This window comes from Streptomyces sp. NPDC053665, from assembly GCF_055585285.1.
Window position 1 is genome coordinate 754707 of record NZ_JBVJKK010000001.1, and the last position, 26728, is coordinate 781434.

Below are 26728 nucleotides of genomic sequence, written 5' to 3' on the forward strand. Positions count from 1 at the left end.
CGTCCGCACGGTCGTCCGACGGGCGGTGTCGCGCATTATTGCCCTGATTGCCGTGTTTCGGGACCGGTACAGCTTACGTTGTCCCACACGACACGGTTCGTCAGGGTGGCCCGCACCCCGGGAGAACGCACCGATCGGCCCCAAGATTCCTGCCCGGGCCCGGAGTTGACGCTTCTTTTGCAGACGCGGGGCCCCGCCGGAGCAGTTCCGGAGGGGCCCTGGCCGGATCGCGCTACTTGCCCGTGAACTTCTCGTACTCCTTGAGCACCTCGTCGGTCGGGCCGTCCATGCGCAGCTCGCCGCGTTCCAGCCACAGGACGCGGTCGCAGGTGTCGCGGATGGACTTGTTGTTGTGGCTGACCAGGAACACCGTGCCGGCTTCCTTGCGCAGCTCGCGGATGCGGTTCTCGGAGCGCTTCTGGAACTTGCGGTCACCGGTGGCGAGCGCCTCGTCGATCATCAGGACGTCGTGGTCCTTGGCCGCGGCGATGGAGAAGCGGAGACGGGCGGCCATGCCGGAGGAGTAGGTGCGCATCGGCAGGGTGATGAAGTCGCCCTTCTCGTTGATGCCGGAGAAGTCGACGATGTCCTGGTAGCGCTCCTTGATCTCCTCGCGGGACATCCCCATGGCGAGCCCGCCCAATATGACGTTGCGTTCTCCGGTGAGGTCGTTCATCAGGGCCGCGTTGACGCCGAGCAGCGAGGGCTGGCCGTCGGTGTACACCTTGCCCCGCTCGGCGGGGAGCAGGCCGGCGATCGCGCGCAGCAGCGTCGACTTGCCGGAGCCGTTGGAACCGATCAGGCCGATGGCCTCGCCGCGGTAGGCGACGAAGGAGACGCCGCGCACGGCGTGCACCTTGCGCACACCCCGCTCCGTGTCGGCGGAGCCCTTCTTGAGGATGCGGCTGAGGGCGGCGGTGGCACTGCCCTTGCCGGACTTGGCGCCGTTCACGCGGTAGACGATGTGCAGATCGTCCGCGATGACGGTGGGGATCCGCTCGTCTCGCTGCTCAGCCACGGCCGTACCTCTCCTCCGCCTTCCAGAAGTACACGAAGCCGCCGACGGCGAACAGCACCGCCCAGCCGCCCGCGACCGCCCACACGTGGTCCGGCAGGTACTTCCCGCCGTAGTCGTCGATCAGGGCGAAGCGCACCAGGTCCATGTAGACCGCGGCCGGGTTCCACTGCAGGAGGTTCGCGATCCAGGACGGCTTGTCCGCCAGGAAGATCGGGATGGAGAACATCACGCCGGACGCGTACATCCAGGTCCGCATCACGAACGGCATGAGCTGCGCCAGGTCCGGGGTCTTGGCGCCCGCCCTGGCCATGATCAGCGCCAGGCCGGTGTTGAAGCAGAACTGCAGGACCAGTGCCGGCACGATCAGCAGCCAGGACAGGTCCGGGTAGTGGCCGAAGCCGATCACGATGGCGAACAGCACGATCATCGAGAACAGCAGCTGCTGGAGCTGCTGCAGCGCGAAGGAGATCGGCAGGGACGCCCGCGGGAAGTGCAGGGCGCGGACCAGCCCGAGGTTGCCGGAGATGGCGCGCACGCCCGCCATGACCGAGCTCTGCGTGAAGGTGAAGACGAACACGCCCGTGACGAGGAACGGGACGTAGACCTCGCGGGGCAGACCGCGGTCGGCCTCCAGCAGCAGACCGAAGATGAAGAAGTACACGGCCGCGTTCAGCAGCGGCGTGGCCACCTGCCACAGCTGGCCGAGCTTGGCCTGGCTGTACTGGGCGGTCAGCTTCGCCCGGGAGAAGGCGAGGATGAAGTGCCGCCGGTCCCAGAGCTGAGCCACGTACTCCGGCAGCGAGGGCCGGGCGCCGCTCACGCTCAGCCCGTACTTGGCGGCGAGCTCCTTCGCCGTGAGGCCCTCGTCGGGCGCCACGGGCGCGCTGACCGCGACCGTGGCGTCGTGCGTTGTCTCACTCACTAGTGGAAACTTTCGTCTTCGATAGAGGCGGCCTGTGCGGGCCTGCTCGGGCCGGGGCCAGGGTACGGTCCCGCCGGGCGCCGGCGGGTGGTCCCGGACCCGAGCCTGTCAGATGACCGGGGGCCGGCCCAGCCGGGTCAGCCGCCACACCGTACGCCACTTCATGGGACGGCGGGGGCCGCACGGGGTGGTCCAGCCCTCGCGGAAACCGCCGAACCAGGCCCGCAGGGCCGGGCCCGAGGGGCGGCGCAGCAGGGTGAGCAGCAGCCACACGCCCAGGTACACCGGGACGAGGAGGGCGGGCAGGTTGCGGCGGGCCAGCCAGACGCGGTTGCGGGCGACCATGCGGTGGTACACCGCGTGGCGCGAGGGCGCGGTCGTCGGGTGGTACAGCACCATGTCGGACCGGTAGTCGATCATCCAGCCGGCGTCCAGGGCGCGCCAGGCCAGGTCGGTCTCCTCGTGGGCGTAGAAGAACTCGTCCGGGAGGCCGCCGACCTCGGCGAGGACGCGGGTGCGGACGGCGTTGGCACCGCCGAGGAAGGTGGTGACCCGGGAGGAGCGCATCGGGTCGGAGGCCCGCAGCCGGGGCACGTGCCGGCGCTGGGTGACGCCGGTGTCGGGGTCGGCGATGCGGAAGCTGACGATGCCGAGCTTCGGGTCCGCCTCGAAGGCCTTGCGGCACAGCTCGGCGGTGTCGTGGTGGGCGAGCAGCCCGTCGTCGTCGAGGAAGAGCAGGATGTCGACGTCGCGCCCGGCCGGGCCGAAGGCCTCGATGCCGACGTTGCGGCCGCCGGGGATGCCGAGGTTCTCGGGCAGCTCGATGGTGCGCACGCCCTCGGGGACGTCCGGCACGGGCGAGCCGTTGCCGACGACGACGACCTCGACCGGGTCGCCGTCCTGCTTGGCGACGGAGTCGAGCAGGGCGCGCAGCTCGTCGGGGCGGTTGCCCATGGTGATGATGACGGCCCCGACCTTCATGGCACTCACTTCAGCCTGCTCGAGGCGAGGATGGACACCAGGTGCAGCAGCGTCTGCACCAGGGCGATGCCGGCCAGCACCGCGACGCCGAGCCGGGTGAGGAACAGATCACCGCGGATCTGGTCGACGATCGCCAGCACCAGGATCAGCAGCGACGCCTCTATGCCGAGGATCAGCCGGTGGAACTTCAGGGCGGCGGCGGCCCGGCGGGCCAGCGCCATGCCGGAGGAGCGCATCTCGGCGGCGGCCTCCTGCACCGGCGGCTTGCCCACCTGGTGCCGGGCGACACCGACGAGGTCGGTCTCGGCCTTGATCAGGATGGCGCCCAGGGCGGCGAGGGTGCCGAGGAAGGCCCACAGCCAGTCGATGCGGCCGCTGCCCCACAGGTCGGCGGCGCGCAGGCCGAAGCCGGTGAGCACCGCCGCGTCGGTGAGGTAGGCGCCGACGCGGTCCAGGTAGACGCCGCTGAGGGAGTACTGCTTCCGCCAGCGTGCGATCTCGCCGTCGACGCAGTCCAGCAGCAGGTACAGCTGGACGCACACCACGCCGAGGACGGCGCCCGGGATCCCCGGCACGAGCAGTGCCGGGGCCGCGAGCACACCGAAGACGGTCATCAGGTAGGTGAGCTGGTTGGGCGTGACCCTGGTGTTCACCAGGTAGCGGTCGACCCGCAGGGACACCTCGCGCATGTAGAGGCGCCCCATCCAGTGCTCACCGCTGCGCCGGTCCTTCACCCCCGCGGGGTGAACGACGGGGCGGAGTTCAGCTACCGATGGCCTTGACATAGTCGGCGTAGACGTCCTTGATCTGTTCGGTGTTCAGGTCGAGGTGTTCGAGGATGGTGTAGCGGCCCGGCCGGGTCTCGGGGGCGAACTCGACGGCCTTGACGAACTCGTCCGTCGTGAAGCCGATCTCGTCCGGCAGCACGGGCAGCCCGTGCCGGCGCAGCACCTCGGCCATGTACGCCGACTCCTCGTGCGCTCCCCGCAGCCACATCGCGAAGGCCGCACCGAGACCGCACTGCTCGCCGTGGGCGGCGGCCCGCTGGGGGAAGAGCAGGTCGAAGGCGTGGTTGATCTCGTGGCACGACCCCGAGGCCGGCCGCGAGTCGCCGGAGATCGACATGGCGACACCGGTGAGGACGAGCGCTTCGGCGAGCACCTGGAGGAAGCCGTTGTCGCCGACCCCGGCCGGGTGCCGCAGCACCGCCTCGCCCGCCTGGCGGGCCATGGCGGCGGCGAGCCCGTCGATCTTCTCGCCCTTGACGCGGTTGGCCAGCTCCCAGTCGGCGATCGCGTTGACGTTGGAGATGGCGTCACCGATGCCGGCGCGCACGAAGCGGACCGGGGCCTCGCGGATGACGTCCAGGTCGATGACGACCGCGATCGGGTTCGGCACACCGTAGGAGCCGCGGCCCGCGTCGTTGTCGAGGGTGGCGACCGGCGAGCACAGACCGTCGTGCGCGAGGTTCGTGGGCACGGCGACCAGGGGCAGGCCGACGCGCGCCGCGGCGAACTTGGCGCAGTCGATGATCTTGCCGCCGCCGAGGCCGACCACGGCGTCGTAGCGGCCGCTCTTCATGTCGCCGGCCAGCCGGACGGCGTCGTCGAGGGTGCCGCCGCCGACCTCGTACCAGGTGGCACCGGGCATGCTCGGCGCGATGCGCTCGCGCAGCCGGGCGCCGGAGCCGCCGCTGACGGCGACGGCGAGGCGGCCGGAGTGCGAGATGCGCTCGTCGGCGAGCACCCCCGCCAGATCGTCGAGGGCACCCGGGCGGATGTCGACGACGAGCGGGGAGGGGATCAGCCGGGTCAGTACTGGCACGCGATCTCCCGTCCGCGGGCGAGGTCGTCGTGGTTGTCGATCTCCACCCACTTGACGTCGCCGATCGGCGCCACGTCGATGCGGAAGCCGCGGTTCACGAGCTCCTGGTAGCCGTGCTCGTAGAACTGCTGCGGGTCGGCCTCCCAGACGGTCTTCAGCGCGTCGGCGAGCTCGGCGGCCGCGTCGCCCTCGATGAGGGTGACGCCGATGTACTCGCCGGTGGCCTCGGCGGGGTCCATCAGCTTGGTGATCTTCGTCATGCCCTTCTCGGGGTCGACGACGACCTTCATCTCCTCGTCGGCCAGGTCCTTGACCGTGTCCAGGGCGAGGATGATCTTCTTGCCCTCGCCGCGGGCGGCGAGCAGCGTCTTCTCGACGGAGACCGGGTGGACGGTGTCGCCGTTGGCGAGGATCACGCCGTCCTTGAGGGCGTCACGGCCGCACCACAGGGAGTAGGCGTTGTTCCACTCCTCGGCCTTGTCGTTGTCGATCAGGGTGAGCTTGAGGCCGTACTTCGCCTCCAGCGCCTCCTTGCGCGCGTACACGGCCTCCTTGCGGTAGCCGACGATGACGGCGACCTCGGTCAGGCCGATCTCGGCGAAGTTGCCGAGGGTGAGGTCGAGAACCGTGGGCCCGTCCTCTTCGCCCGCCTGCCCCACCGGTACCAGCGCCTTGGGAAGTCTGTCGGTGTAGGGGCGCAGACGCCGTCCGGCGCCGGCGGCCAGCACGAGGCCGATCATGCGGGTTCTCCTTCATCGTGTACGGCGGGTGCGCCGACCTGGTGGGCGGCGACCCAGAAGCGGATGCTCTCGACGAGCACCACAAGGGCCACGGCCACGGCGAGGGCCGTGAGCGCGACGGTGAACTGTGGGGCGGTGAGCAGCGCGGCGAGGACGGTGACGACCAGCGTCCGCCCCTCGTGCCCACCCAGGGAGCGCACCAGCCAGGCGGGGGGCGCTCCGGCGTTGCCGCGGATGCGGTACACCGTGTCGTAGTGATGGTAGGCGACCGCCGCCACCAGCCCGAAAGCCGCAGGAAGGGCCCCGTTCACGTCCGCCTTGGCGGCGAGGGTGAGGACGGTTCCGTACTCCGCGGCCCGCAGCAGCGGCGGGACGAGCCAGTCGAGGGCGCCCTTGAGGGGCAGGGCGACGGCCGCGGCGGAGGTGAGGGCGTACAGGACCGCGGCGGCCACGGGCAGCGCGCTGCCGTACGGCTCCAGGGCCGCCGCGAGCACCAGCAGGGCGGCGCCGGGCAGGGCGACCAGGAACCGGGCGCCGAGCGGCGGCCTGGCCGGCAGCCTGCGCAGCACCCGCGCGAGGGATTCGGCGAGGGGCCCGCTGTCGGCGAGGTCGGCCAGGGCCCGGGCCGCGCGGTCGGTGCGCTGCGCCCGGCGGGTCAGGGAGCGCAGCACCCGGCCCGCGGTGGTGTAGGCCGCGGCGAAGGCGCAGCCGACGAGCAGCACGTAGAAGGTGATGCGGGGGGTCGCCACGGCCGTGAGCACCGCGATCATCGCCCAGCGCTCACCGATGGGCAGGACGATCATGCGGCGGACCCAGACCGTCCAGCCGACGCTGTCGAGCTTGTCGGACAGGGCGGCGGTGGGGCTGGTGTTGGCGGTGGCATCGTGGTTCGCCTCGTTGAAGGAGAAGTCCACGACGTGCCGGCAGGTCTGCAGGACCATGGCGCCCAGGGCCAGGGCCCAGACGTCGTCGCCGCCGCGGGCGGCGCCCAGGGCGAGGCCGGCGTAGTAGGCGTACTCCTTGGCCCGGTCGAAGGTGGCGTCGAGCCAGGCGCCGAGGGTGGAGTACTGCAGGGAGTAGCGGGCGAGCTGGCCGTCGGTGCAGTCCAGCACGAACGAGGCGATGAGCAGCACGCCGGCGGCGACGAAGCCGCCGCGGGTGCCGGTGGCCGCGCAGGCCGCCGCTATGAGCGCGGTGAGCAGGGAGGCGGTGGTGACCTGGTTCGGGGTCAGGCCGCGCCGGGCGCACCAGCGGGCGAGGTAGCGGGAGTACGGGCTGATGCAGAAGGTGGTGAAGAAGCCGTCGCGGGCCTTCACGGCCGACTTCAGGCGTACGGCCTCGTCGTCGACGTCCGCGACGGCCTGCCTGGCCTCGTTGCGGGCCTGCGGGTCGGCCGGGACGGCGGCGACGAGGGTGCCCAGCTCGGGGCGGTGGACCTCGGCGCCGTCGGCGTCCAGCGCGCTCAGAACGCGGTCGGCGAGGCTGTCGACCAGGGTGGTGCCGCCGCCGGCGGAGTTCTCCCGGGCCATCGCCCGGGTCAGGGCCTGGCGCCCGGCGGGCCGGGCGGTGACGGCACCCGGGATGGCGGCCAGCGGGAAGCGGGGGTCGGTCAGGCCGAGCCGCAGGGCGTGCACGTGACCCACGAACCGGGCGTCGACCAGGGCGACCCGCTCGTCGCCCGGGACCTCGGCGAGGAGTGTCTCGGCCTCGACGGCGTCGCCGGCGACCCGGACGTCGAAGCCGAGGGACCGCAGGTCGCCCTCGATCGACGATCCGGGGACCGGCTGCCCGGTGAGGATGGCGGTCGACAACCGAATTCACTCCCTGGGACCGGCGCTCCGCACCGGTGCTGTACATGATGGGGGCGGCCGCGCCGGTGAGTCCCGGGGCGGCATGTCGGCAGAGGCTATCGGATGGCCGGAAGGCCGTGTTCACCGCCCGTTGGGCGGCCCGATCGACGCAGTTCGCCCGAGCTCCTGCCGCGATCATCTTGGTGGATCCGGGGCCCGCCCCACAAACCGCGCCCCGCAGACCGGACATCGGGGACATTGCGCGGGGGCCGGGCGGGGCGGCATAGGGTGGACGACCATGACTTGGCTGATCACCGGCGGGGCCGGCTACATCGGGGCCCATGTGGCCAGGGCCATGACGGAGGCCGGGGAGCGCGTCGTCGCCCTGGACGACCTGTCCGCCGGGGTGCCCGCGCGCCTGCCGTCCGGCGTCCCGCTCGTGCGGGGGTCCTCGTTCGACAGGGAGCTGCTGGAGCGGGTCCTCGCCGAGCACGCCGTGACGGGTGTGGTGCACCTCGCGGCGCGCAAGCAGGTCGCCGAGTCGGTGGCGCAGCCCACGCGGTACTACCGGGAGAACGTGGGGGGCCTCGCGACCCTGCTGGACGCGGTGGCCGGGGCGGGGATCGGGCGGTTCGTGTTCTCGTCCTCGGCGGCGGTCTACGGCGACCCGGGCGTGGACCTCATCACGGAGGACACCCCCTGCGCGCCGGTGAACCCCTACGGCGAGACCAAGCTCGCCGGGGAGTGGCTGGTGCGGGCGGCGGGCCGGGCGCACGGGATCTCCACGGTGTGCCTGCGGTACTTCAACGTGGCGGGCGCCGCCGCACCCGAGCTGGCCGACACGGGGGTGTTCAACATCGTCCCGATGGTCTTCGACCGGCTGACGCGCGACGAGGCCCCGAGGATCTTCGGCGACGACTACCCGACCCCGGACGGCACCTGCGTGCGGGACTACATCCATGTCGCCGACCTGGCCGAGGCCCATCTCGCGGCGGCCCGGCGGCTCGCCGAGGGCGGCGACGCGGACGACCTGACGGTCAACATCGGCCGCGGGGAGGGCGTCTCGGTCCGCGAGCTGATCACGGTCATCGGCGAGGTCACCGGCGACCGGCGGCCCCCGGTGGTCGAGGGGCGGCGCCCCGGGGACGCCCCGCGGGCGGTCGCCTCGGCGGCCCGGGCGGCCGGGGAACTGGGCTGGACGGCGCGCCGCGGGGTGCGCGAGATGGCCGCGTCGGCGTGGGAGGGCTGGCGGCTGCACCACGGCTCCTGACCGCCGCTGCGTTCGGCGCTCGCGGCGCCCGGCTGGCGCATCCGCTCTGACCTGCGGATCGTTTCCGCAGGTCAGAGCAGATGACAACGGTGTTCAGTGCCGCGTTGCCCATACCCCCTCCCCGTAGTTGACTGGGGTGCCCGGGCAGGATCAGGCGGACGCGGGAGGGTGACTCTTCATGGGGGCTGGGCACGATCACGGGCACGCGCACGGCGCGGCCGGCGGTACGGCGACCTCGGCGTACCGCGGCAGGCTGCGGATGGCGCTGGCGATCACGCTCGGTATCGTCGTCGTCCAGATCGTCGGTGGTGTCCTGGCCGACTCGCTGGCCCTGGTGGCCGACTCGGCGCACATGGCGACGGACGCGCTGGGCCTGGTCATGGCCCTGCTCGCCATCCACTTCGCGAGCCGCCCGCCGAGCGACCGGGCCACGTTCGGCTACGCGCGCGCCGAGATCCTGGCGGCCCTGGCCAACTGCCTGCTGCTGCTCGGGGTCGGCGGTTACGTCGTGTACGAGTCGGTGCAGCGGTTCATCACCCCGGCCGGCACCGAGGGCCGCATCGCTCTGGTGTTCGGCGCGATCGGCCTGGTCGCCAACCTGGTCTCGCTGTCGCTGCTGATGCGCGGGCAGAAGGAGAGCCTGAACGTGCGGGGCGCGTTCCTGGAGGTGGCGGCGGACGCCCTGGGGTCGGTCACGGTCATCGTGTCGTCCCTGGTCATCATGGCCACCGGCTGGCAGGCCGCCGACCCGATCGCCTCGCTGGTCATCGCACTGATGATCGTGCCCCGGACGTGGAAGCTGCTGCGCGAGACGCTCGACGTGCTGCTGGAGGCGGCGCCCAAGGGGGTCGACATGGCCGAGGTACGGGCCCACATCCTGGCGACGGACGGGGTCGAGGACGTGCACGACCTGCACGCGTGGACGATCACCTCCGGCATGCCGGTGCTGTCGGCACACGTGGTGGTCAGCACCGAGACGCTGAACGCGATAGGGCACGAGAAGATGCTCCACGAGTTGCAGGGCTGCCTCGGCGACCACTTCGACGTGGAGCACTGCACCTTCCAGCTGGAGCCGAGCGGGCACGCCGAGCACGAGGCGCGCCTGTGCCACTGACGCCCCGGACCTCCGGGGCGGCCGTGGCCGGTGGGGCGCATCGCGCTCCGCGCGCGCCGGGCGACGCAGCCCTGCGGCGCGCGCAGGCGCCCTGACTCCCGGAGCACCCGCGGGGGACGATTTTCGGCCCGCCGGGCCGGGCACGATCCCCTTCCGGGTCCCTCGTCCGGTGCCCCGGGCGGCGCCGTCCGCGCTCCGTGTCGCCCGCCCGGGACATGCGGGCGGGCAGCGAAGTGCCGGGAGTGCCGGATTCGTACGGCAGACTTGGGGCGCGAAGACCGATGTGAAGGATGGGTATGCCGATCACACCTGCCACCGCGACGCACAGCCCGTCGAACGGCACCGCAGACGCGATTTTGCTGGAACTCGTCGACGAGGACGGCGTGACGATCGGCACCGCGGAGAAGCTCGCGGCCCACCAGCCGCCCGGGCAGCTGCACCGCGCGTTCTCCGTGTTCCTCTTCGACGAGTACGGCCGGCTGCTGCTCCAGCAGCGGGCGCTGGGCAAGTACCACTCCCCCGGTGTGTGGTCCAACACGTGCTGCGGCCACCCCTACCCCGGCGAGGCGCCCTTCGCGGCGGCGGCGCGGCGCACGTTCGAGGAGCTCGGCGCGTCCCCCTCGCTGCTGGCCGAGGCGGGCACGGTCCGCTACAACCACCCGGACCCGGAGTCGGGGCTGGTGGAGCAGGAGTACAACCACCTCTTCGTCGGCATGGTGCAGGCCGTGCTGCGGCCCGATCCGCAGGAGGTGGCGTCGACGGTCTTCGTGACCCCGCCGGAACTGGCCGAGCGGCACGCCAAGGACCCGTTCTCCGCCTGGTTCATGACCGTGCTGGACGCGGCCCGGCCCGCGGTCAGGGAGCTGACGGGCGCCTCGGCCGGCTGGTGACCCGTTCGTCCGGTGCGCTGCCCTAGGGCAGCCGGGCGGGTGCGAGCGGCAGGGCGGCCCAGATCACCTTGCCGCCGCTCGCGGTGTACTCGACCTCGCAGACACCGCCGGCCTCGCGGGTGATCTCCCGCACCAGGAGGAGCCCGCGCCCGCCTGTACGGCCGTGGTCGGTCTCCAGGGCCGTGGGCCGGTAGGGGTGGTTGTCCTCCACGGACAGGCGCAGCCACTGCGCCCCGACGGCCACCTCGACGGCGATCGTCGGCGACAGCACCGCCGCGTGCTTCACGGCGTTCGTCACCAGCTCGGAGACGATCAGCAGCAGCCCTTGGGCCAGGTCGTCCGGGACCGGTACGCCCTGGCGCAGCAGCAGGTCCCGCACGGCGTGCCGGGCCTGCGGGACGGAGGCCTCCACCGCGGGCGCGGTGAACCTCCAGACCCCTTCGTACGGCAGCGGATCCGCGGACCCCGGACCGAGGGGCGCCGCGCCCTCGGGGCGCCGGCCGGATCCGCGCCCGTCGTCGTCCATCGTCCGGTCGCCACCCTCGCGCTCGATTGTCGCCACACGTCGAGTGTTGGGAACGATGCGCCCACCACCTCGGGACTGAACACAAGTCAGCAACTATCGAGCGTTTCTGATCGTTGGCGTATGACACGGTCAGTTGTGGGACTGGTCCTGCCCTGGTTGTGCCGTCTCGGCGAACTATTCGGGTTGTACGGGTTTGGCGTGCGGATAGCATCCGGCGCATGGAGCCCCAGCTGGACCACGCCGTGACCGACGCGGTCGCGACGGTCGTCATCCGCCACCCCGAGAAGCGCAACGCCATGACCGCCGCGATGTGGCGGGCCCTGCCACCGCTGCTGGACGGCCTCGCGGGCGACCCGGCCGTACGGGCGCTGGTGCTGACCGGCGAGGGCCGGACGTTCTGCGCCGGTGCCGACATATCGACACTGCGGGGTTCGCCGGAGGAGGCGCAGGGGCTGGCCGTGCGGGCCGAGGAGGCGCTGGCCGCCTTCCCCAAACCGACCCTGGCGGTGATCCGGGGGTACTGCGTGGGCGGCGGCGCACAGCTCGCGGCGGCCTGCGACCTGCGCTTCGCCGAGGAGGGCGCGCTGTTCGGGGTGACGCCCGCCAAGCTCGGCATCGTCTACCCGGCCTCCTCGACCCGGCGGCTGGCGTCCCTGGTGGGACCGGCCACCGCCAAGTACCTGCTGTTCTCCGGGGAGCTGATCGACGCGGGGCGGGCGCTGCGCACCGGGCTGGTCGACGAGGTGCTGCCCGAGGACGAACTCGGCAAGCGCGCGACGGAGTTCACCCGCGTCCTGGTGTCCCGTTCCCAGCTGACCCAGGCGGCCGCCAAGGAGTTCGCCGACGGACGCACGGACCGGGACGCCCACTGGGCGGGGCAGGCCCGCGGCAGCGGCGACGCCGCGGAGGGCGTCGCCGCGTTCCTGGAGCGCAGACAGCCGCGCTTCGGCTGGGACGTGCCTACGTCAGGATGACGCCGGAGTGGGCGCGGACCAGGTCGACCAGGTGGGCCGGGGCCTTCTCGGGTGATCCGGCGTCGTAGGGCGGCTGCGGGTCGTACTCGGTGGCCAGCTGGACGATCCGGGCGTGGTCGTCGCCGGCGATCCGGCCCAGGAGCGTCAGGCCCATGTCGATGCCGGCGGAGACGCCGGCGGCGGTGACGTACTTGCCGTCGGTGACGACCCGCTCCCCCGTGGGCTCGGCGCCGTGCCGGCGCAGCTCGTCCAGGGCCAGCCAGTGGGAGGTCGCGCGGCGGCCCCGCAGCAGCCCGGCGGCGGCCAGCAGCAGGGAGCCGGTGCACACGGACGTCGTCCAGGTGCTGGTGGCGTCCGCGGTGCGCAGCCAGCCGGCCAGGGGCCCGTCCGCCGCGAGCGGGAGCGGGCCGGGGCCGCCGGGGACGACGACGATGTCGGGGTGCGGCACGTCGGCCAGGGTCCGGTCGGCGACGAGGGCGAGACTGCCGCAGTCGTTGCGCACGGGGCCGGCCTCCTCGGCCACGAACACCGTCCGTGCGTCGGGCAGGCGGCCGAGGGTCTCGTACGGGCCCACGGCGTCGAGGGCGGTGAAGCCCTCGTAGAGGGCGATGGCGATCAGCATGGGGGTCCCTTCGGTCGGCGGCAGGGCGCGGGTGGGGGCGGGCCGGCCCGTGGTCAGGGCGCGGTCGCCGGGCGGAAGCGGCGGCGGTACTCGGCCGGGGAGGTCCCCAGGGCCTTGACGAAGGCGCGGCGCATCGCCTCCGGGGTGCCGTAGCCGCTGGCGCGGGAGATCTCCTCGACTCCGTCGGCGGTGTCCTCCAGCAGGCGGCGGGCGTGCTCGAGCCGGACGCGGTCCACGTAGCGGCCCGGAGTCGTGCCGGTCTCGGCGCGGAACGCGCGGGCGAAGTGGCGCGGCGACAGCCGGGCGCGGGCGGCGAGGGTCTCGACCGAGAGATCCGCCCCCGGGCGTTCGGCGATGTGGCGCTGGACCTCGCGCAGAGGCTCGCGGTGTGCCGTCTGCGCGGCCAGCTGCGCGCTGAACTGGGCCTGGTTGCCCGGCCTGCGCAGGAAGACCACCAGGTGGCGGGCGACGGTCAGGGCGGTCTCCCGCCCCAGGTCCTCCTCGACCAGGGCGAGGGCGAGGTCGATCCCGGCGGTGACGCCCGCCGAGGTGGCGACGTTCCCGTCGCGGACGTAGACGGGGTCGGGGTCGATCCGGACGGCGGGATGCCGGCGGGCGATCCGGTCGCAGTACGCCCAGTGCGTGGTGATCCGGCGGCCGTCCAGCAGCCCCGCCTCGGCCAGCACGGCGGCTCCGGTGCACACGGACACCAGCCGTGCGGCGCGCGGCCCGTGCGCGCGCACCCAGTCGACCAGCCGCGGCTCGGGCCGCAGGCTGCCCTTGCCGCCCGGGACGAGCAGGACGTCCGGATCGGCCGCGCCGGCCGCGCCGGCCAGGGACTGGTCGGGCACGAGGGTCAGACCGCTGGTGCTGCGCACCGGCGCCCCGTCCAGGGACGCCGTGCGGATCCGGTAGGTGCCCGGGCGGAGCAGTTCCGCGCCCGCGAAGACCTCCACGGGGCCGGTGACGTCGAGACTCTGCAGGCCGTCGAAGAGGACGACGAGAACCGTGCGCTGGGTCATGCCCCCAATTCTTCGCGGGGGCGGGACACGGCCGCAATGCCGGGCTCCCCACCTTTCCTGCCATGCGGCGCACGGCCATGGAGGCCATACCAAGCGGTTGGTAACCTGCCGGGCATGACGACTGCCGCCCTGGAGCCGCGCGCCGGCCGACGCTGCCACACCATGCTCAACTCCCTGCACGCGACGCACTACTTCTCGCCCGACCTGGGCCGGGAACTGGGCGCCGTCGGCCTCACCGATCCGCGCGCGGTGAACTTCGCCGTGCGTGCCGCCGCCCTCGGCCCGGTCGGCGCCGGACCGGTGGCGGCCGCCTTCTACAACTACAAGTACGCCCTGGTGGCCCGGCACGTCCCGGCCGTCTGGGAGACGGCCGCACCGTCCCGGGTGCTCGCGGCACGCACGCGTGCGGTCGACGCGACGCTGCGCCGGCTGCTCGGCGAGGAGGTCCTGGCGTCGGCGGAGATGGCCGAGGCGGCACGCCTGGCGCTGCGCGCCGCCGAGGCCTGCTCGCGCGAGGCACGCCCGCTGTACGCCGCCCACGCCGACCTGCCCGTCCCCGAGGAGCCGCACCTGGCCTACTGGCACGCGGCGACCCTGCTGCGCGAGCACCGGGGCGACGGCCACCTGGCCGTCCTGATGTCCGCCGGGCTGGACGGCCTGGAGGCGGTCGTGACGCACACAGCGACGGGCAAGGGCATGGCCCCGAAGTGGGTGTTCGGCACCCGGGGATGGACCCCGCAGGACTGGGACGCGGCGACGGACCGGCTGCGCGAGCGCGGCCTGCTGGAGTCGTCCGGCGAGCTGAGCGAGCGGGGTGCCGCCCTGCGCACGGAGATCGAGCAGGAGACGGACCGCCTGGACCGCGCCCCCTACGAGCACCTGGGCGCCGAGGGTGTGGCCCGGCTGACGGAACTGGGCGGGGCGTTCGCACAGGCGGCGCTGACGGCGGGGGCCTTCCCGGCGGATCTGATCGGCAGGGCCTGACCCGTCACCCGGGCGGGCCGTCGCGGCGGCCCTCCCGGCCTTCTCCCGAGCGCGTGCCCGGTCGTGACGCATGGTGAGCCGCCGACGAGGTACCTGTTCTGCACCGGCCGGTGCGGCCGGAACGGGAGACGAGGAGATCCGAGGGAAGCCGAGGAACTCCGAGGACCTCCCAGGCGGACGAGGAAAGGGGAATTTCGTGTTCCGTGCCATCGCAGACGTGCTGCGCCAGATCGGCGGCGCCATCGCCACCGTCGTGACGCTTCCCTTCCGGGCCCTGGCCCGGCTGTTCGGCGGGGCTTCGTCCTCCACCCGCAGGGCCTGACCCCGGCCCCCGGCCCGCCGGGGGCCGCCCTGATCCCCGACTGTCGGTGTCACCTGCCACAATTGCCGCGCAACCTCAGCGGAGAAGGCGGTACGGGATCGTGACGACACCCGGGTCCAACGGGTCCATCGAAGGCAGGATCGCCGAGGAGCTCGGCGTACGGGAGCGGCAGGTCAGGGCTGCCGTGGAACTGCTCGACAGCGGTTCGACGGTGCCCTTCATCGCCCGCTACCGCAAGGAAGCGACCGAGATGCTCGACGACGCGCAGCTGCGCACGCTCGAGGAGCGGCTGCGCTACCTGCGGGAGCTGGAGGAGCGGCGGACGGCGATCCTGGAATCGGTGCGCGAGCAGGGCAAGCTCACCGAGGAACTGGAGACGCGGATCCGGGGCGCCGAGACCAAGGCCCGCCTGGAGGACATCTACCTGCCGTTCAAGCCCAAGCGGCGCACGAAGGCCCAGATCGCCCGTGAGGCCGGTCTGGAGCCGCTGGCGCAGGGGCTGCTCGGCGATCCCGGCGTCGACCCCCTCGTCGCGGCGGCCGCCTTCGTCGACGCGGACAAGGGGGTCGCCGACCCGCAGGCCGCCCTCGACGGCGCCCGGGCGATCCTGACCGAGCGGTTCTCCGAGGACGCCGACCTGATCGGCGAGCTGCGCGAGCGCATGTGGACCCGCGGGCGGCTCGCCGCCAAGGTGCGCGACGGCAAGGAGGAGGCGGGCGCGAAGTTCGCCGACTACTTCGACTTCTCCGAGCCGTTCACCGAGCTGCCCTCCCACCGCGTCCTCGCCATGCTGCGCGGCGAGAAGGAGGAGGTCCTCGACCTCGTCCTCGAACCCGAGGAGCCGGCCGACGGCCCGTCCTCGTACGAGGGCATCATCGCGAACCGGTTCGGGATCGCCGACCGGGGCCGTCCCGCCGACAAGTGGCTGAAGGACACCGTCCGCTGGGCGTGGCGCACCCGCGTCCTGGTCCACCTCGGCATCGATCTCAGGCTGCGGCTGCGCACGGCCGCCGAGGACGAGGCGGTGCGGGTCTTCGCCGCGAACCTGCGCGACCTGCTGCTCGCCGCCCCGGCGGGCACGCGCGCGACCCTCGGCCTGGACCCCGGTTTCCGCACGGGCGTCAAGGTGGCCGTGGTCGACGCGACGGGCAAGGTCGTCGCCACGGACGTCATCCACCCGCACGTCCCCGCCAACCGCTGGGACGAGGCCCTCGCCAAGCTGGCCCGGCTGGCGAAGCAGCACGCGGTGGAACTCGTCGCGATCGGCAACGGCACGGCCTCCCGCGAGACCGACAAGCTCGCGGGCGAGCTGATCGCCAGGCACCCGGAGCTGAACCTCACCAAGGTCATGGTGTCCGAGGCCGGCGCGTCGGTGTACTCGGCGTCCGCGTTCGCCTCGCAGGAGCTGCCCGACATGGACGTGTCGCTGCGCGGCGCCGTGTCGATCGCCCGCCGGCTCCAGGACCCGCTGGCCGAACTGGTGAAGATCGACCCGAAGTCCATCGGGGTCGGGCAGTACCAGCACGACCTGTCCGAGGTGAAGCTCTCGCGCTCGCTGGACGCGGTCGTGGAGGACTGTGTGAACGGCGTGGGGGTGGACGTCAACACCGCGTCCGCCCCGCTGCTGGCCCGGGTCTCCGGCATCACCTCCGGGCTCGCCGAGAACATCGTGGCGCACCGGGACGCCAACGGGCCGTTCACGTCCCGCCGCGAGCTGAAGAAGGTGGCCCGGCTCGGCCCCAAGGCGTACGAGCAGTGCGCGGGCTTCCTGCGCATCCGCGGCGGCGAGGACCCGCTGGACGCCTCCAGCGTGCACCCCGAGGCCTATCCGGTCGTGCGGCGGATGGTGAAGACGGCCGGGCAGGAGGTCGCGGCGCTCATCGGCAACACGTCCGTACTGCGCTCGCTGCGGCCCCAGGACTTCGTGGACGAGTCCTTCGGCCTGCCGACCGTCACCGACATCCTCAAGGAGCTCGAGAAGCCGGGCCGCGACCCGCGTCCGGCGTTCCGGACGGCCGCCTTCAAGGAGGGCGTGGAGAAGATCTCCGACCTGACGCCCGGGATGATCCTGGAGGGTGTGGTGACGAACGTCGCCGCCTTCGGCGCGTTCGTCGACGTCGGCGTCCACCAGGACGGTCTGGTGCACGTCTCCGCGATGTCGAGGACGTTCGTGAAGGACCCGCGCGACGTGGTGAAGCCCGGGGACATCGTGAAGGTGAAGGTCCAGGACGTCGACATCCCGCGCAAGCGCATCTCGCTGACGCTGCGCCTGGACGACGAGACGGCATCGCAGGGCGGCCAGGGCGGCGCCGGCGAGCGTGAGCGCCGCCAGCGGGGCGGGCGACCGCCTCAGCAGCGGCAGGGCGGCGGTGGCCGCGGCGGCCAGGGCGGTGGTCGCGGGGGCCAGAGCGGTGGTCGCGGGGGTCAGGGCGGCGGGTCGCGTCAGGCTCCCGCGCCGGCGAACGGTGCCATGGCCGACGCCCTGCGCCGGGCCGGTCTGGTCGATCCGAAGAACGGTCGCCGCTGACGGCCCGGCCGGAGTGCTCGTGCCGTGGGGAGCTGCGGGTCCGTCGTGACCGGCCGCGCAGTTCCCCACGCCCCGGCCGGGCGGCGGTCCTACACTGGCGTCATGTCCGCCGCACGCGTCCTCACCTGGGAAGTGTTCGCGAGCCGTGGGGTCGAGACCGCCTGGATCCAGGTGCGGGACGGCCTGCTGCGGGCGCGCGGGCGGGCCGTCGGCGTCGCACCGGAGCCCTACTGGGTGACCTACGACCTGGAGACCGCCGACGGGTTCGTCACCCGCCGGCTGCGGGTGACGGTCGACTCCGCGGACGGCAGCCGCACGCTCGACCTGCGGCACGACGGCGCGGGCGCCTGGACCGCGGACGGCGAACGGCTCCCGGTCGTCGACGGCGCCCTCGACTGCGATCTGGCCCGGTGCCCCCTGACCAACACCATGCCGGTGCTGCGCCACGGCCTGCACCGGGGGCCGGGCGAGGTGGAGTTCCTGATGGCCTGGGTGTCCGTGCCGGACCTGACGGTGCACCCGTCACGCCAGACGTACACCCATCGGCGGCCCGGCCGGGTCGGCTTCGCCTCGGGTGACGTCCGCAGCGACCTGCGGGTCGACGGCGAGGGGTTCGTCGTGGAGTACCCCTCCCTGGCCCGGCGCCTGGCGGCCGCCTAGGGTCGTTCGGGTCGGCCCGGCCATGCGGCTCGGCTCTGTCGGCCGACTCGAGCCCCGCGACGCCGGAATGATCCGAACGGCGGGCCCTAGCGCTCGGTCACCTTCCCGTGGGCCACCTCCAGGCGGCGCGTGACCCGGACCGCGTCCAGCATGCGGCGGTCGTGCGTGACCAGCAGCAGGGTGCCCTCGTACGCGTCGAGCGCGGACTCCAGCTGCTCGATGGCCGGCAGGTCGAGGTGGTTGGTCGGCTCGTCGAGGACCAGGAGGTTCACGCCCCGGCCCTGGAGCAGCGCCAGCGCGGCCCGGGTGCGTTCGCCCGGGGACAGCGTCGCCGCCGGGCGCAGGACGTGGTCGGTCTTGAGGCCGAACTTGGCCAGGAGGGTGCGGACCTCGACCGGTTCGGTGTCCGGGACGGCTGCCCGGAACGTGTCGAGCAGGGTCGTGGGGCCGTGGAACAGCTTGCGGGCCTGGTCGACCTCGCCGAGCAGCACGCCCGAGCCGAGCGCGGCGTGGCCGGCGTCCAGGGGGACGCGGCCGAGCAGGGCGGCGAGCAGGGTGGACTTGCCGGAGCCGTTGGCGCCCGTGACCGCCACCCGGTCCGCCCAGTCGATCTGGAGGGAGACGGGCCCGAGGACGAAGCCGCCGCGGCGCACCTCGGCGTCGCGCAGCGTCGCGACGACGGCGCCCGAGCGCGGGGCCGAGGCGATCTCCATGCGCAGCTCCCACTCCTTGCGCGGCTCGTCGACGACGTCGAGGCGCTCGATCATGCGCTGGGTCTGCCGGGCCTTCGCGGCCTGCTTCTCGCTGGCCTCGCTGCGGAACTTGCGGCCGATCTTGTCGTTGTCGCCGCCCGCCTTGCGCCGGGCGTTCCTGACTCCCTTGTCCATCCAGGAGCGCTGCATCTGTGCGCGGTCCTGGAGGGCGGCCTTCTTGTCGGCGTACTCCTCGTAGTCGTCACGGGCGTGCCGGCGGGCCACCTCCCGCTCCTCCAGGTAGGCCTCGTAGCCACCGCCGTAGAGGTTGATCTGCCCCTGGGCCAGGTCGAGTTCGAGGACCTTGGTCACGGTGCGGGTGAGGAACTCGCGGTCGTGGCTGACGACGACCGTGCCGGCGCGCAGGCCGGCGACGAAGCGTTCGAGGCGCTCGAGGCCGTCCAGGTCGAGGTCGTTGGTCGGCTCGTCGAGCAGGAAGACGTCGTAGCGGGACAGCAGCAGGGAGGCGAGTGAGGCACGGGCCGCCTGGCCGCCGGACAGAGACGTCATCGGCTGGTCCAGGTCCACGGCGAGGCCCAGTGAACCGGCGACCTCCTCGGCGCGTTCGTCGAGGTCGGCGCCGCCCAGGCCGAGCCAGCGCTCCAGGCTGGTGGCGTAGGCGTCGTCGGCGCCCGGCGCGCCGTCGACCAGCGCCTGGGTCGCCTCGTCCATGGCGCGCTGCGCCTCGGTGACGCCCGTGCGCCGGGCCAGGAACGCGCGGACGGTCTCGCCGGGGCGGCGGTCCGGCTCCTGCGGGAGGTGACCGACGGTGGCGGCCGGCGGGGACAGGCGCAGTTCGCCCTGCTCGGGGGTGGTGAGGCCGGCGAGCATCCGCAGCAGGGTGGACTTGCCCGCGCCGTTGGCGCCGACCAGGCCGATCACGTCGCCGGGCGCGACGACGAGGTCGAGCCCGGTGAACAGGGCGCGGTCGGCGTGCCCGGCGGCGAGGTTCTTGGCGACGAGGGTGGCAGTCATCAGAGCGCCGATCCTAGTGGGCAGGGTGAGACGAGCATGGCCAGGCCGCATTCCGCTACCGTCCCCGTATGCGGAGCGGGACGCGTGAGGCGATCGTGGTGGTCGGGGGCGGCGTCGTCGGGCTGACGACGGCGGTGGTGCTCGCCGAGCGGGGGCACCGGGTGCGGGTGTGGACGCGGGACGCCGTGCAGGCGACCACCTCCGCCGTCGCGGGTGCGCTGTGGTGGCCGTACCGCATCGAGCCGATGGCGCTCGCGCGGACGTGGGCCCTGCGGTCGCTGGAGGTGTACGAGGAACTGGCGGCGGGGTCCGGGGCGTCCGGCGTCCGCATGGTCGAAGGCGTCCTGGGTGACACCCGGTTCGACGAGGTCGACGGGTGGCTGGCGGGCCGGGTGCCCGGGCTGCGGGCGGCCACGGCCGAGGAGTACGCCGGGACGGGTGTGCGGGCGCGGCTGCCGCTGATCGACATGCCGGCCCATCTGCCCTGGCTGCGCGACCGGTTCACCGCGGCGGGCGGAGTGGTGGAGGCGCGTGCGGTGGCGTCCCTCGGGGAGGTGGACGCGCCCGTGGTGGTCAACTGCACGGGGCTGGGCGCGCGCGAGCTGGTGCCGGACCCGGCCGTACGGGCCGTGCGCGGGCAGCTGGTCGTGGTGGAGAACCCCGGGATCGACACGTGGCTGGTCGCGACCGACGCGGCCGGGGAGCACGCGTACATGTTCCCGCAGCCCGGCGGACTCGTCCTCGGCGGTACCAGCGAGGAGGACGCCTGGTCGACGGAGCCGGACCCGGCCGCGGCCGCGGCGATCGTGCGGCGTTGCGCCGCGCTGCGGCCGGAGATCGCCGGGGCGCGGGTGCTGGAGCACCGGGTGGGACTGCGCCCGGTGCGTGACGCGGTCCGCCTGGACCGTGAGCGGCTGCCGGACGGCCGCGTCCTGGTGCACAACTACGGGCACGGCGGCGCGGGCGTCACGGTGGCCTGGGGCTGCGCACGGGAGGCGGCCCGGCTGGCCTCGGCCTGAGGCGGAACGGGCCGCGGCGTACGGGGAGGGCGGCGCGGGCGATCGTGGCCGCGACGCACGACGAGGGCGGCCCCGGCGATCGTGGCCGCAACGCACGCCGAGGGCGACCCGGACGCCCCTGGCCGCAACGCACGCCGAGGGCGACCCGGACAATCCTGGCTGCGACGCACGGCCGAGGGCGACCCGGACGATCGTGGCCGCAACGCACGCCGAGGGCGGCCCCGGCGATCCTGGCCGCAACGCACGCCGAGGGCGACCCCGGCCATCGTGGCCGCAACGCACGGCCAAGGGCGACCCCGGCCATCGTGGCCGCAACGCACGGCCAAGGGCGACCCGGACGATCGTGGCCGCGGCACACAGCGGGGGCGGCCCGGACGGTCGTGGCCGTGGCACACGGCCAAGGCGACCCGGGCCGTCGTGGCCGCGGCACACAGCGAGGCCGGCAAGGACGATCGTGGCCGCAACGCACGCCGAGGGCGACCTGGGCCGTCGTGGCCGTGGCACACGGCGAGGGCGACCCGGACGATCGTGGCCGTGGCACACAGCGAGGGCGGCCCGGGCCGTCGTGGCCGGGCCGCCCTCGTGCGGTGGGTGGGTCAGTGCTTGCCGACCGGGTCTCCCTCCACGTCCGGGCCGCGGCCCGGGCCGACGCGGAGTTCGAACTCGCCGTCGTACTTGGTGTGGCCCTCGATCACGGCCTGTTCGACGGCCTCGGAGCCCATCCGCTCGCGGACGATCACCGGGTCGCGGCGCAGGTCGCGCATGAGGGCGACGCACATGAAGATCATCACGACGACGAACGGCGCCGCCGCGAGGATCGTGAGGTTCTGCAGGCCCGTCAGGGCGTCCCCCTGCCCGCTGCCGACCAGCAGCATGATGGCGGCCACCGCGCCGGTGACCACACCCCAGAACACGACCACGAAGCGGCCGGGTTCGAGGGCGCCCTTCTGCGACAGGGTGCCCATGACGATCGACGCCGCGTCGGCGCCCGAGACGAAGAAGATGCCGACGAGGACCATCACCAGCAGGCTCGTGACCGTCGCGATCGGGAACTGCTGGAGCACGTCGAAGAGCTGGCCCTCCGGGGTCGTCTCCTTGCCGAGCTGCCCCTCCTCCTGCATCTTCATCGCCGAGCCGCCGAAGATCGCGAACCAGATGAGGCTGACCGTGCTGGGCACGAGGATGACACCGCCGACGAACTGCCGGATCGTGCGGCCGCGGCTGATCCGGGCGATGAACATGCCGACGAAGGGCGTCCAGGAGATCCACCACGCCCAGTAGAAGACCGTCCAGCTGCCGAGCCAGTCGGCGACGCCCTCGCCGCCGCTGGCCTCCGTGCGCCCGGCCAGCTGGGGCAGGTCGCCGAGGTAGGCGAAGACGGAGGTGGGCAGCAGGTCGAGCACGATGATGGTCGGGCCCGCGACGAAGACGAACAGGGCGAGCACCAGCGCCAGCACCATGTTGGTGTTGGACAGCCACTGGATGCCCTTCTCCACACCGGAGATGGCGGACGCCACGAAGGCCAGGGTCAGCACGGCGATGATCGTGACGAGCAGCCCGGTGCTCACCTCGTCCATCCAGTCCAGCTCCTGGACGCCGGAGCCGATCTGGAGCGCGCCCAGGCCCAGGGACGCGGCGGAGCCGAAGACCGTCGCGATGATCGCGAGGACGTCGATGGCCCGGCCGATGCCGCCGTTGGCGTTCTTCCGGCCGATGAGCGGGGTGAACACGGCGCTGATGGTCTGCCGGCGCCGCCTGCGGAAGGTGCTGTAGGCGATGGCGAGACCGACCACGGCGTAGATGGCCCACGGGTGCAGGGTCCAGTGGAACAGCGTGGTGGCCATGGCCGTTTCCATGCGGTCACCGGAGTCGGCCGGGTCGGTGCCCGGCGGGGCGGTGTTGTAGTGCGACAGCGGTTCGCTCACGCCGTAGAACATCAGGCCGATGCCCATGCCGGCGCTGAACATCATCGCGACCCAGGAGACCGTGCGGAACTCCGGCTCCTCGCCCTCCGCGCCCAGGTGGATCCGGCCGTAGCGGCTGATCGCGAGCCAGAGGGCGAAGACGACGAAGCCGGAGGCGGCGAGCATGAACGCCCAGCCCCCGTTGTGCATCAGCCCGCCGAGCAAGGTGGTGGAGACGTCTTCGAGCGAGTCGGTCGCGGTGGCGCCCCACACCACGAAGGCCAGGGTGAGCACCGCCGTGACGCCGAAGACGATGCGGTCGGTCTGCGGCCGGTCCTGACCGGGCAGCCCCGCTTCCGACCCCGGTAGCGCGGTCCCCTCCGGGGAACCCTTGTCGCTTGGTCGTTCTTGCGTCACAGGCGGCACCTTTCATCGGGACAGCAGCGGAGGTGTTGCTCCTCCGTAAACGCTGCTACCACGACTGGCGCATTTTCACCCCTGTCAACATGCGGTTTCGGTTGATCCTCCGATCAGGTGGTACTCGGCCCGGTCGTCGAGCAACAGCGGGACGAGGGCCCGCAGCGGCTGGCGCAGCGGGACGAGGACGCCCTCGCGGTCCTTGCGCACGCGCACGCCGTGCAGGGCGAGTTCGTCCCCGACCTCGGCGTACTGGGCGGCGGTCAGGCGGTAACCGCAGGGCGGGTCCTGGATGACGTCGGCCGGTTCGGGTGCCTCGTTGTCGGCGCCGCCCACGTAGACCGGACCGGTGTCCGCCAGGCCGGCGAGCCGGGCCTTGGCCGTGGTGAGGGCGATCCGGGCCCGGCGCTGGTCGGTGTGGGCGAACAACCCGTCCAGGGCGTCCAGTTGCGAGGTCACCCGGCGGCGGTTGTTGAGGGCCTCGTCGGCCTTCTCGGCCTCGGTGAGCGGGTCGACCCGGCTCTCGATCAGCAGGCCCACCGCGTGTTTCACGCCGGACATGTTGCGAAGGATCCGCTCCTGTCCGTCCCCGGCGACCTGCCGCACGGGGTCACCGGTGGCGGGGTCGGTCCAGATGCCGTAGGTGCCGATGGAGTGGCCGGCCCGCCGGGCGGCGGGGCGCACGTACGCCTCGGACAGGGTCCGCGCCTCGTCGTGGACGTCCTGGTCGGTGTTGAGGTTGCGGGGCCACAGGTCGAACAGGTCCTTGTCGTAGTACGGGGGTGTGGCGCCGTACTCGTGCAGGTCGTAGACGATGTCGGGGCGCCGGTCGCGGATGACGGCGGCCAGCGCGCGGCCCTCGGCGGTGCGCAGGGCGAGGTGGTCGCGGTTGATGTCGACGCCGTCGGCGTTGCCCCGGGTGTCGGCGGCGCGGCCGTCGGGGTTGGCGGTGGGCACGACCAGGACCGTGGTGCGGTCCAGGAACCGCCGGGTGCGGCTGTCGCGGGCGAGGGCGAGATCGCGGACGGTGGTCAGGCAGGCCTCGCGGCCGGCCGGTTCGTCGCCGTGCTGGCTGCACACGAGGAGCACCGAGGTGGGGCTCGCCGCCCTGCCGATACGGACCAGCTGGAGCGGGCGGCCCTGCGCGGTGGTGCCGAAGCGGGTCACCGAGACGCGGCCGCTGGACCGGTCGACGGCGCGCAGGAAGTCCTGCTCCTCGGGCTGGGTGGTCCAGCGGGCGCCGTTCGTCCGCTCGAAACCGGTGCGCGGCACGGAGTCCGCGGACGCCTGGGCCGGTGCGGCGACCAGGGACGCCGCGAGCGCCGCGGTGGTGGCGATCAGTGCTCCGACGGGGGTGGTGCGGCGGCTCATCGGCCTCCCTCCGGGACGCGGTGGGTGGTGCGCGGTTCCCGCACGCCGTCCAGGCGGCCCGCGTCGGGGCTCGCGGACGCGGTGCCCGAGGTGGCACGGGCGAACGCGGCGGCTCCGCCGGTGAACGGGACGTGCGCCGAGGTGCGGGACAGGTCGAGGGTGAGCGTCGGCCGGTCGGCGGGCGGGTCGATCAGCCCCTGGTCGGTGCCGGCGACGATCAGCGCCAGGCGGTGGCCCTTGCGCACGACGTGGTCGGTCGCCGCCAGGTCGAGGGTGATCGTGTACCGCTCGCCCGGGGTGAGCGGCGAGCCCTTCGCGGCGGAGGCGTGGTTGCCGAGGTCGGCCCAGCCGCGGCTGACGACGGTGTAGTCGACGTCGGCGGTCTTCGGCTTCGTCTCCTTGAAGCAGGAGCTGTCGCCCGCGGTGCTCGCTCCCCAGCAACTGCGTTCCGGGAGCGTGGTGATGCCCTCGCCGGCGTCGGCGTAGTCGCGGACGGTGGCGGGGCCGACGTCCACGAGCACGGCGGACAGGTGTGCCGTCGGCGTGGAGGGCGTCGCGGTGACGGTGACCTTCGAGGAGCCGGCCAGGCGCAGGTCCCGGGTGAGCGGCCCGGTGGTGAACCCGGCCTTCTCCGGCGTCGGGTCGTCGAGGTGGGCGGCCCAGTCGGTCTCGTTCAGCCGCGGGTCGTCGGTGAAGGTCTCCGTGCCGTGGCCGCGGCGCAGTCCGAGGGTGCCGACACCTTCCCGGGCGCCCTCGCCGGGGCGCAGGGTGACGGTGCGGGTGCCGCTCGGCGGCCAGGTCCGGGAGGTCTGCCAGCTGCCCGGGGCGCGTTCGACGTCGGCCATGGGCTCGCGGTCGATGCCGTTGTCGTAGCCCATGAGCGCGTGGTCGAACCAGCGGTGGAGGGTCTCGACCCAGGCGCCGCGCCGGAAGTCGAAGGGGTCGACGTGGCCGGTCTGGGAGAGCCAGATCTTGCGCTCGACGCCGTTCTTCGCCAGGGCGTCCCACCACTGGCCGACGTGCTTCATGCGGACGTTGAGGTCCTGCATGCCGTGGACGAGGAAGACGCTGGCCTTCACCTTGCGGGCGGCCTTGACGTAGTCGCGCTCGCTCCACAGCGGGGTCCAGTCGCCGGTGCGCGGGGCGCCCTCGGTCAGCTTCTGCTGGACGGGACCGCACTTGGCGCGCGCTGCGGGGCTGTTGACGTAGTCCGACAGCCACTCGGGGCCGGAGTCGTAGAGCGGGGCGCCCTGCTGGAAGTAGTAGTCGTACCAGGAGGAGATGGCGCTGATGGGGACGATGGTCTCCAGGCCCTCGACGCCGGTGGCGGCGACGCCGTTGGCGATGGTGCCGTCCCAGCTCTTGCCGATCATCCCGGTGCGGCCGTTGGTCCAGTCCGCCGTGGCGCGGGTGGTGCCGGTGCGGGTGGTGTAGGCCCTGGCGCGGCCGTTGAGCCAGTCGACCACGGCCTTCGCGGACCGCACGTCGGAGCGGCCGCCGACGTCGACGCAGCCGTCCGAGCGGTTGGTTCCGGCCAGGTCCACGCCGACGACGGCGTAGCCGCGGGGCACGAAGTAGTTGTCGTAGTAGAGCGGCATCTGCACGACGTCGCCGTTCGCGTCGTACGTCTTCTTCTGGCTCTCGTTGCCGCGCCCGCAGCAGGAGTAGTACGGGCTGGCGTCCATGATGACGGGGACCTTGCGGCCCTGGCGGGCGGCTTCGCGGGGGCGGACGATGTCGACGGCGACCCGGTCGGCCTTCCCGTCGCGGTCGCCGTCGAGTCCGGTGTCCACCCAGACGGCCTCGCGGACGGCGTCGGCGTAGGAGTGGACGGGCCGGCTCTCGCGGGGGGCGGCGGACGCGGCGGCCGGGGTGAGCAGGGTGGCCATCAGGGCGGCCGTGGCCGCCGTCGCGAGCGGTCTCCAGGTCGTGAAGCGCGTGCGTTTCGGCATGCGGCGGACGCTACATCGGTGAACTCCAGTTCAGAAGAGGGCAGCTGACGGACCGGCGTGTCCGGGCGGGCCCGCGGGGGTGGTGTCGCGTGTCGGCCGAATGGCGATCGTGTGACAGCGAGGGCCATGGACATGACGAGCGGCGCAGGGGG

At 73.1% G+C, this 26728-nt stretch carries 23 protein-coding genes; 9 read left to right on the top strand and 14 right to left on the bottom strand.

Annotation, left to right across the window (positions count from 1 at the left end):
- Positions 1–232: 232 nt before the first annotated feature.
- The 7 genes from ACZ6ZN_RS03270 to ACZ6ZN_RS03300 form a co-directional block, all read right to left on the bottom strand.
- Entirely contained in the window at positions 233–1018 is a 786-nt protein-coding gene (locus ACZ6ZN_RS03270) for an ABC transporter ATP-binding protein (RefSeq protein WP_398107824.1), read from the bottom strand.
- Positions 1011–1940, bottom strand: coding sequence for an ABC transporter permease (locus tag ACZ6ZN_RS03275; protein WP_398107825.1), 930 nt, complete (start codon positions 1938–1940; stop codon positions 1011–1013). Before ACZ6ZN_RS03275 ends, ACZ6ZN_RS03270 begins: the two co-directional genes overlap by 8 nt.
- Before the next feature lie 108 nt (positions 1941–2048).
- Positions 2049–2921, bottom strand: coding sequence for a glycosyltransferase family 2 protein (locus ACZ6ZN_RS03280; protein ID WP_398107943.1), 873 nt, complete (start codon positions 2919–2921; stop codon positions 2049–2051).
- 5 nt (positions 2922–2926) lie between these two features.
- Complete coding sequence (locus tag ACZ6ZN_RS03285; RefSeq protein ID WP_451876979.1) at positions 2927–3706, bottom strand: CDP-alcohol phosphatidyltransferase family protein; 780 nt, start codon at positions 3704–3706, stop codon at positions 2927–2929.
- The gene (locus ACZ6ZN_RS03290) at positions 3684–4745 is read right to left on the bottom strand and encodes an iron-containing alcohol dehydrogenase family protein (RefSeq protein ID WP_451876980.1); all 1062 of its coding nucleotides are present in this window, start codon (positions 4743–4745) and stop codon (positions 3684–3686) included. The genes ACZ6ZN_RS03285 and ACZ6ZN_RS03290 overlap by 23 nt, the downstream gene beginning before the upstream one ends.
- On the bottom strand, positions 4733–5485 hold the full coding sequence (locus ACZ6ZN_RS03295) for a phosphocholine cytidylyltransferase family protein (RefSeq protein WP_398107828.1): 753 nt from the start codon (positions 5483–5485) through the stop codon (positions 4733–4735). Before ACZ6ZN_RS03295 ends, ACZ6ZN_RS03290 begins: the two co-directional genes overlap by 13 nt.
- Positions 5482–7296: a DUF5941 domain-containing protein gene (locus tag ACZ6ZN_RS03300; RefSeq protein ID WP_469642707.1), complete on the bottom strand. Its 1815-nt coding sequence runs from the start codon at positions 7294–7296 to the stop codon at positions 5482–5484. Before ACZ6ZN_RS03300 ends, ACZ6ZN_RS03295 begins: the two co-directional genes overlap by 4 nt.
- A gap of 277 nt (positions 7297–7573) precedes the next feature.
- Between ACZ6ZN_RS03300 and galE the strand changes: the two genes are divergently transcribed.
- The 3 genes from galE (at position 7574) to idi (ending at position 10549) form a co-directional block, all read left to right on the top strand.
- Positions 7574–8545 carry a UDP-glucose 4-epimerase GalE gene (gene galE / locus ACZ6ZN_RS03305; protein WP_469642709.1) on the top strand — a complete coding sequence of 324 codons (972 nt, stop codon included), beginning with the start codon at positions 7574–7576 and terminating at the stop codon, positions 8543–8545.
- Positions 8546–8723: 178 nt separating this feature from the next.
- Positions 8724–9659 carry a cation diffusion facilitator family transporter gene (locus ACZ6ZN_RS03310; protein WP_469642711.1) on the top strand — a complete coding sequence of 312 codons (936 nt, stop codon included), beginning with the start codon at positions 8724–8726 and terminating at the stop codon, positions 9657–9659.
- Positions 9660–9955: 296 nt separating this feature from the next.
- Positions 9956–10549 carry an isopentenyl-diphosphate Delta-isomerase gene (idi, locus tag ACZ6ZN_RS03315; protein ID WP_398107832.1) on the top strand — a complete coding sequence of 198 codons (594 nt, stop codon included), beginning with the start codon at positions 9956–9958 and terminating at the stop codon, positions 10547–10549.
- A gap of 22 nt (positions 10550–10571) precedes the next feature.
- Here the strand turns inward: idi and ACZ6ZN_RS03320 are convergent, their stop codons facing one another.
- Positions 10572–11075 (bottom strand): ATP-binding protein, encoded by a 504-nt coding sequence (locus ACZ6ZN_RS03320; protein WP_451877045.1) that lies wholly within the window; start codon positions 11073–11075, stop codon positions 10572–10574.
- A 218-nt stretch (positions 11076–11293) separates the two neighbouring features.
- Between ACZ6ZN_RS03320 and ACZ6ZN_RS03325 the strand changes: the two genes are divergently transcribed.
- Positions 11294–12049: an enoyl-CoA hydratase/isomerase family protein gene (locus ACZ6ZN_RS03325; protein WP_469642713.1), complete on the top strand. Its 756-nt coding sequence runs from the start codon at positions 11294–11296 to the stop codon at positions 12047–12049.
- On the opposite strand, the gene ACZ6ZN_RS03330 is transcribed toward ACZ6ZN_RS03325, so the two are convergent.
- Positions 12036–12671: a DJ-1/PfpI family protein gene (locus ACZ6ZN_RS03330; protein ID WP_469642715.1), complete on the bottom strand. Its 636-nt coding sequence runs from the start codon at positions 12669–12671 to the stop codon at positions 12036–12038. The genes ACZ6ZN_RS03325 and ACZ6ZN_RS03330 overlap by 14 nt on opposite strands.
- A gap of 53 nt (positions 12672–12724) precedes the next feature.
- Complete coding sequence (locus ACZ6ZN_RS03335; protein ID WP_469642717.1) at positions 12725–13693, bottom strand: GlxA family transcriptional regulator; 969 nt, start codon at positions 13691–13693, stop codon at positions 12725–12727.
- Between the two features lie 114 nt (positions 13694–13807).
- Here ACZ6ZN_RS03335 and ACZ6ZN_RS03340 point away from each other — a divergent pair, with 114 nt between their 5' ends.
- From ACZ6ZN_RS03340 to ACZ6ZN_RS03355, 4 genes are all read left to right on the top strand, one after another.
- Positions 13808–14677, top strand: a complete 870-nt coding sequence (locus ACZ6ZN_RS03340; RefSeq protein WP_469642719.1) for an SCO6745 family protein — start codon at positions 13808–13810, stop codon at positions 14675–14677.
- Positions 14678–14873: 196 nt separating this feature from the next.
- Positions 14874–14999, top strand: coding sequence for an LPFR motif small protein (locus ACZ6ZN_RS03345; protein ID WP_267889763.1), 126 nt, complete (start codon positions 14874–14876; stop codon positions 14997–14999).
- A gap of 100 nt (positions 15000–15099) precedes the next feature.
- On the top strand, positions 15100–17526 hold the full coding sequence (locus ACZ6ZN_RS03350) for a Tex family protein (RefSeq protein ID WP_469642721.1): 2427 nt from the start codon (positions 15100–15102) through the stop codon (positions 17524–17526).
- Between the two features lie 102 nt (positions 17527–17628).
- A complete protein-coding gene (locus tag ACZ6ZN_RS03355; protein ID WP_469642724.1) occupies positions 17629–18186 on the top strand; it encodes a putative glycolipid-binding domain-containing protein in 558 nt (185 codons plus the stop codon).
- 86 nt (positions 18187–18272) lie between these two features.
- On the opposite strand, the gene ACZ6ZN_RS03360 is transcribed toward ACZ6ZN_RS03355, so the two are convergent.
- Positions 18273–19913, bottom strand: coding sequence for an ABC-F family ATP-binding cassette domain-containing protein (locus ACZ6ZN_RS03360; RefSeq protein ID WP_398107839.1), 1641 nt, complete (start codon positions 19911–19913; stop codon positions 18273–18275).
- Between the two features lie 68 nt (positions 19914–19981).
- Here ACZ6ZN_RS03360 and ACZ6ZN_RS03365 point away from each other — a divergent pair, with 68 nt between their 5' ends.
- The gene (locus ACZ6ZN_RS03365) at positions 19982–20932 is read left to right on the top strand and encodes an NAD(P)/FAD-dependent oxidoreductase (protein ID WP_469642726.1); all 951 of its coding nucleotides are present in this window, start codon (positions 19982–19984) and stop codon (positions 20930–20932) included.
- A 596-nt stretch (positions 20933–21528) separates the two neighbouring features.
- On the opposite strand, the gene ACZ6ZN_RS03370 is transcribed toward ACZ6ZN_RS03365, so the two are convergent.
- From ACZ6ZN_RS03370 to ACZ6ZN_RS03380, 3 genes are all read right to left on the bottom strand, one after another.
- Positions 21529–23253, bottom strand: a complete 1725-nt coding sequence (locus ACZ6ZN_RS03370) for a BCCT family transporter (RefSeq protein ID WP_398107841.1) — start codon at positions 23251–23253, stop codon at positions 21529–21531.
- An 84-nt stretch (positions 23254–23337) separates the two neighbouring features.
- Positions 23338–24624, bottom strand: a complete 1287-nt coding sequence (locus tag ACZ6ZN_RS03375; protein WP_469642728.1) for a M14 family metallopeptidase — start codon at positions 24622–24624, stop codon at positions 23338–23340.
- The gene (locus ACZ6ZN_RS03380) at positions 24621–26576 is read right to left on the bottom strand and encodes a Xaa-Pro dipeptidyl-peptidase (protein WP_469642730.1); all 1956 of its coding nucleotides are present in this window, start codon (positions 26574–26576) and stop codon (positions 24621–24623) included. Before ACZ6ZN_RS03380 ends, ACZ6ZN_RS03375 begins: the two co-directional genes overlap by 4 nt.
- Between the last annotated feature and the right edge of the window lie 152 nt (positions 26577–26728).

What these genes read in the sequence shown, in the direction of transcription:
- ACZ6ZN_RS03325 (WP_469642713.1), top strand. Translation starts at nt 11,294, where the DNA reads ATGGAGCCCCAGCTGGACCACGCCGTGACCGACGCGGTCGCGACGGTC.
- ACZ6ZN_RS03295 (WP_398107828.1), bottom strand. Translation starts at nt 5,485, where the DNA reads ATGATCGGCCTCGTGCTGGCCGCCGGCGCCGGACGGCGTCTGCGCCCC.
- ACZ6ZN_RS03340 (WP_469642719.1), top strand. Translation starts at nt 13,808, where the DNA reads ATGACGACTGCCGCCCTGGAGCCGCGCGCCGGCCGACGCTGCCACACC.
- ACZ6ZN_RS03280 (WP_398107943.1), bottom strand. Translation starts at nt 2,921, where the DNA reads ATGAAGGTCGGGGCCGTCATCATCACCATGGGCAACCGCCCCGACGAG.
- ACZ6ZN_RS03355 (WP_469642724.1), top strand. Translation starts at nt 17,629, where the DNA reads ATGTCCGCCGCACGCGTCCTCACCTGGGAAGTGTTCGCGAGCCGTGGG.
- ACZ6ZN_RS03380 (WP_469642730.1), bottom strand. Translation starts at nt 26,576, where the DNA reads ATGCCGAAACGCACGCGCTTCACGACCTGGAGACCGCTCGCGACGGCG.
- ACZ6ZN_RS03365 (WP_469642726.1), top strand. Translation starts at nt 19,982, where the DNA reads ATGCGGAGCGGGACGCGTGAGGCGATCGTGGTGGTCGGGGGCGGCGTC.
- ACZ6ZN_RS03375 (WP_469642728.1), bottom strand. Translation starts at nt 24,624, where the DNA reads ATGAGCCGCCGCACCACCCCCGTCGGAGCACTGATCGCCACCACCGCG.
- ACZ6ZN_RS03320 (WP_451877045.1), bottom strand. Translation starts at nt 11,075, where the DNA reads ATGGACGACGACGGGCGCGGATCCGGCCGGCGCCCCGAGGGCGCGGCG.
- ACZ6ZN_RS03310 (WP_469642711.1), top strand. Translation starts at nt 8,724, where the DNA reads ATGGGGGCTGGGCACGATCACGGGCACGCGCACGGCGCGGCCGGCGGT.
- galE (WP_469642709.1), top strand. Translation starts at nt 7,574, where the DNA reads ATGACTTGGCTGATCACCGGCGGGGCCGGCTACATCGGGGCCCATGTG.
- ACZ6ZN_RS03335 (WP_469642717.1), bottom strand. Translation starts at nt 13,693, where the DNA reads ATGACCCAGCGCACGGTTCTCGTCGTCCTCTTCGACGGCCTGCAGAGT.
- ACZ6ZN_RS03285 (WP_451876979.1), bottom strand. Translation starts at nt 3,706, where the DNA reads ATGTCAAGGCCATCGGTAGCTGAACTCCGCCCCGTCGTTCACCCCGCG.
- ACZ6ZN_RS03360 (WP_398107839.1), bottom strand. Translation starts at nt 19,913, where the DNA reads ATGACTGCCACCCTCGTCGCCAAGAACCTCGCCGCCGGGCACGCCGAC.
- idi (WP_398107832.1), top strand. Translation starts at nt 9,956, where the DNA reads ATGCCGATCACACCTGCCACCGCGACGCACAGCCCGTCGAACGGCACC.
- ACZ6ZN_RS03330 (WP_469642715.1), bottom strand. Translation starts at nt 12,671, where the DNA reads ATGCTGATCGCCATCGCCCTCTACGAGGGCTTCACCGCCCTCGACGCC.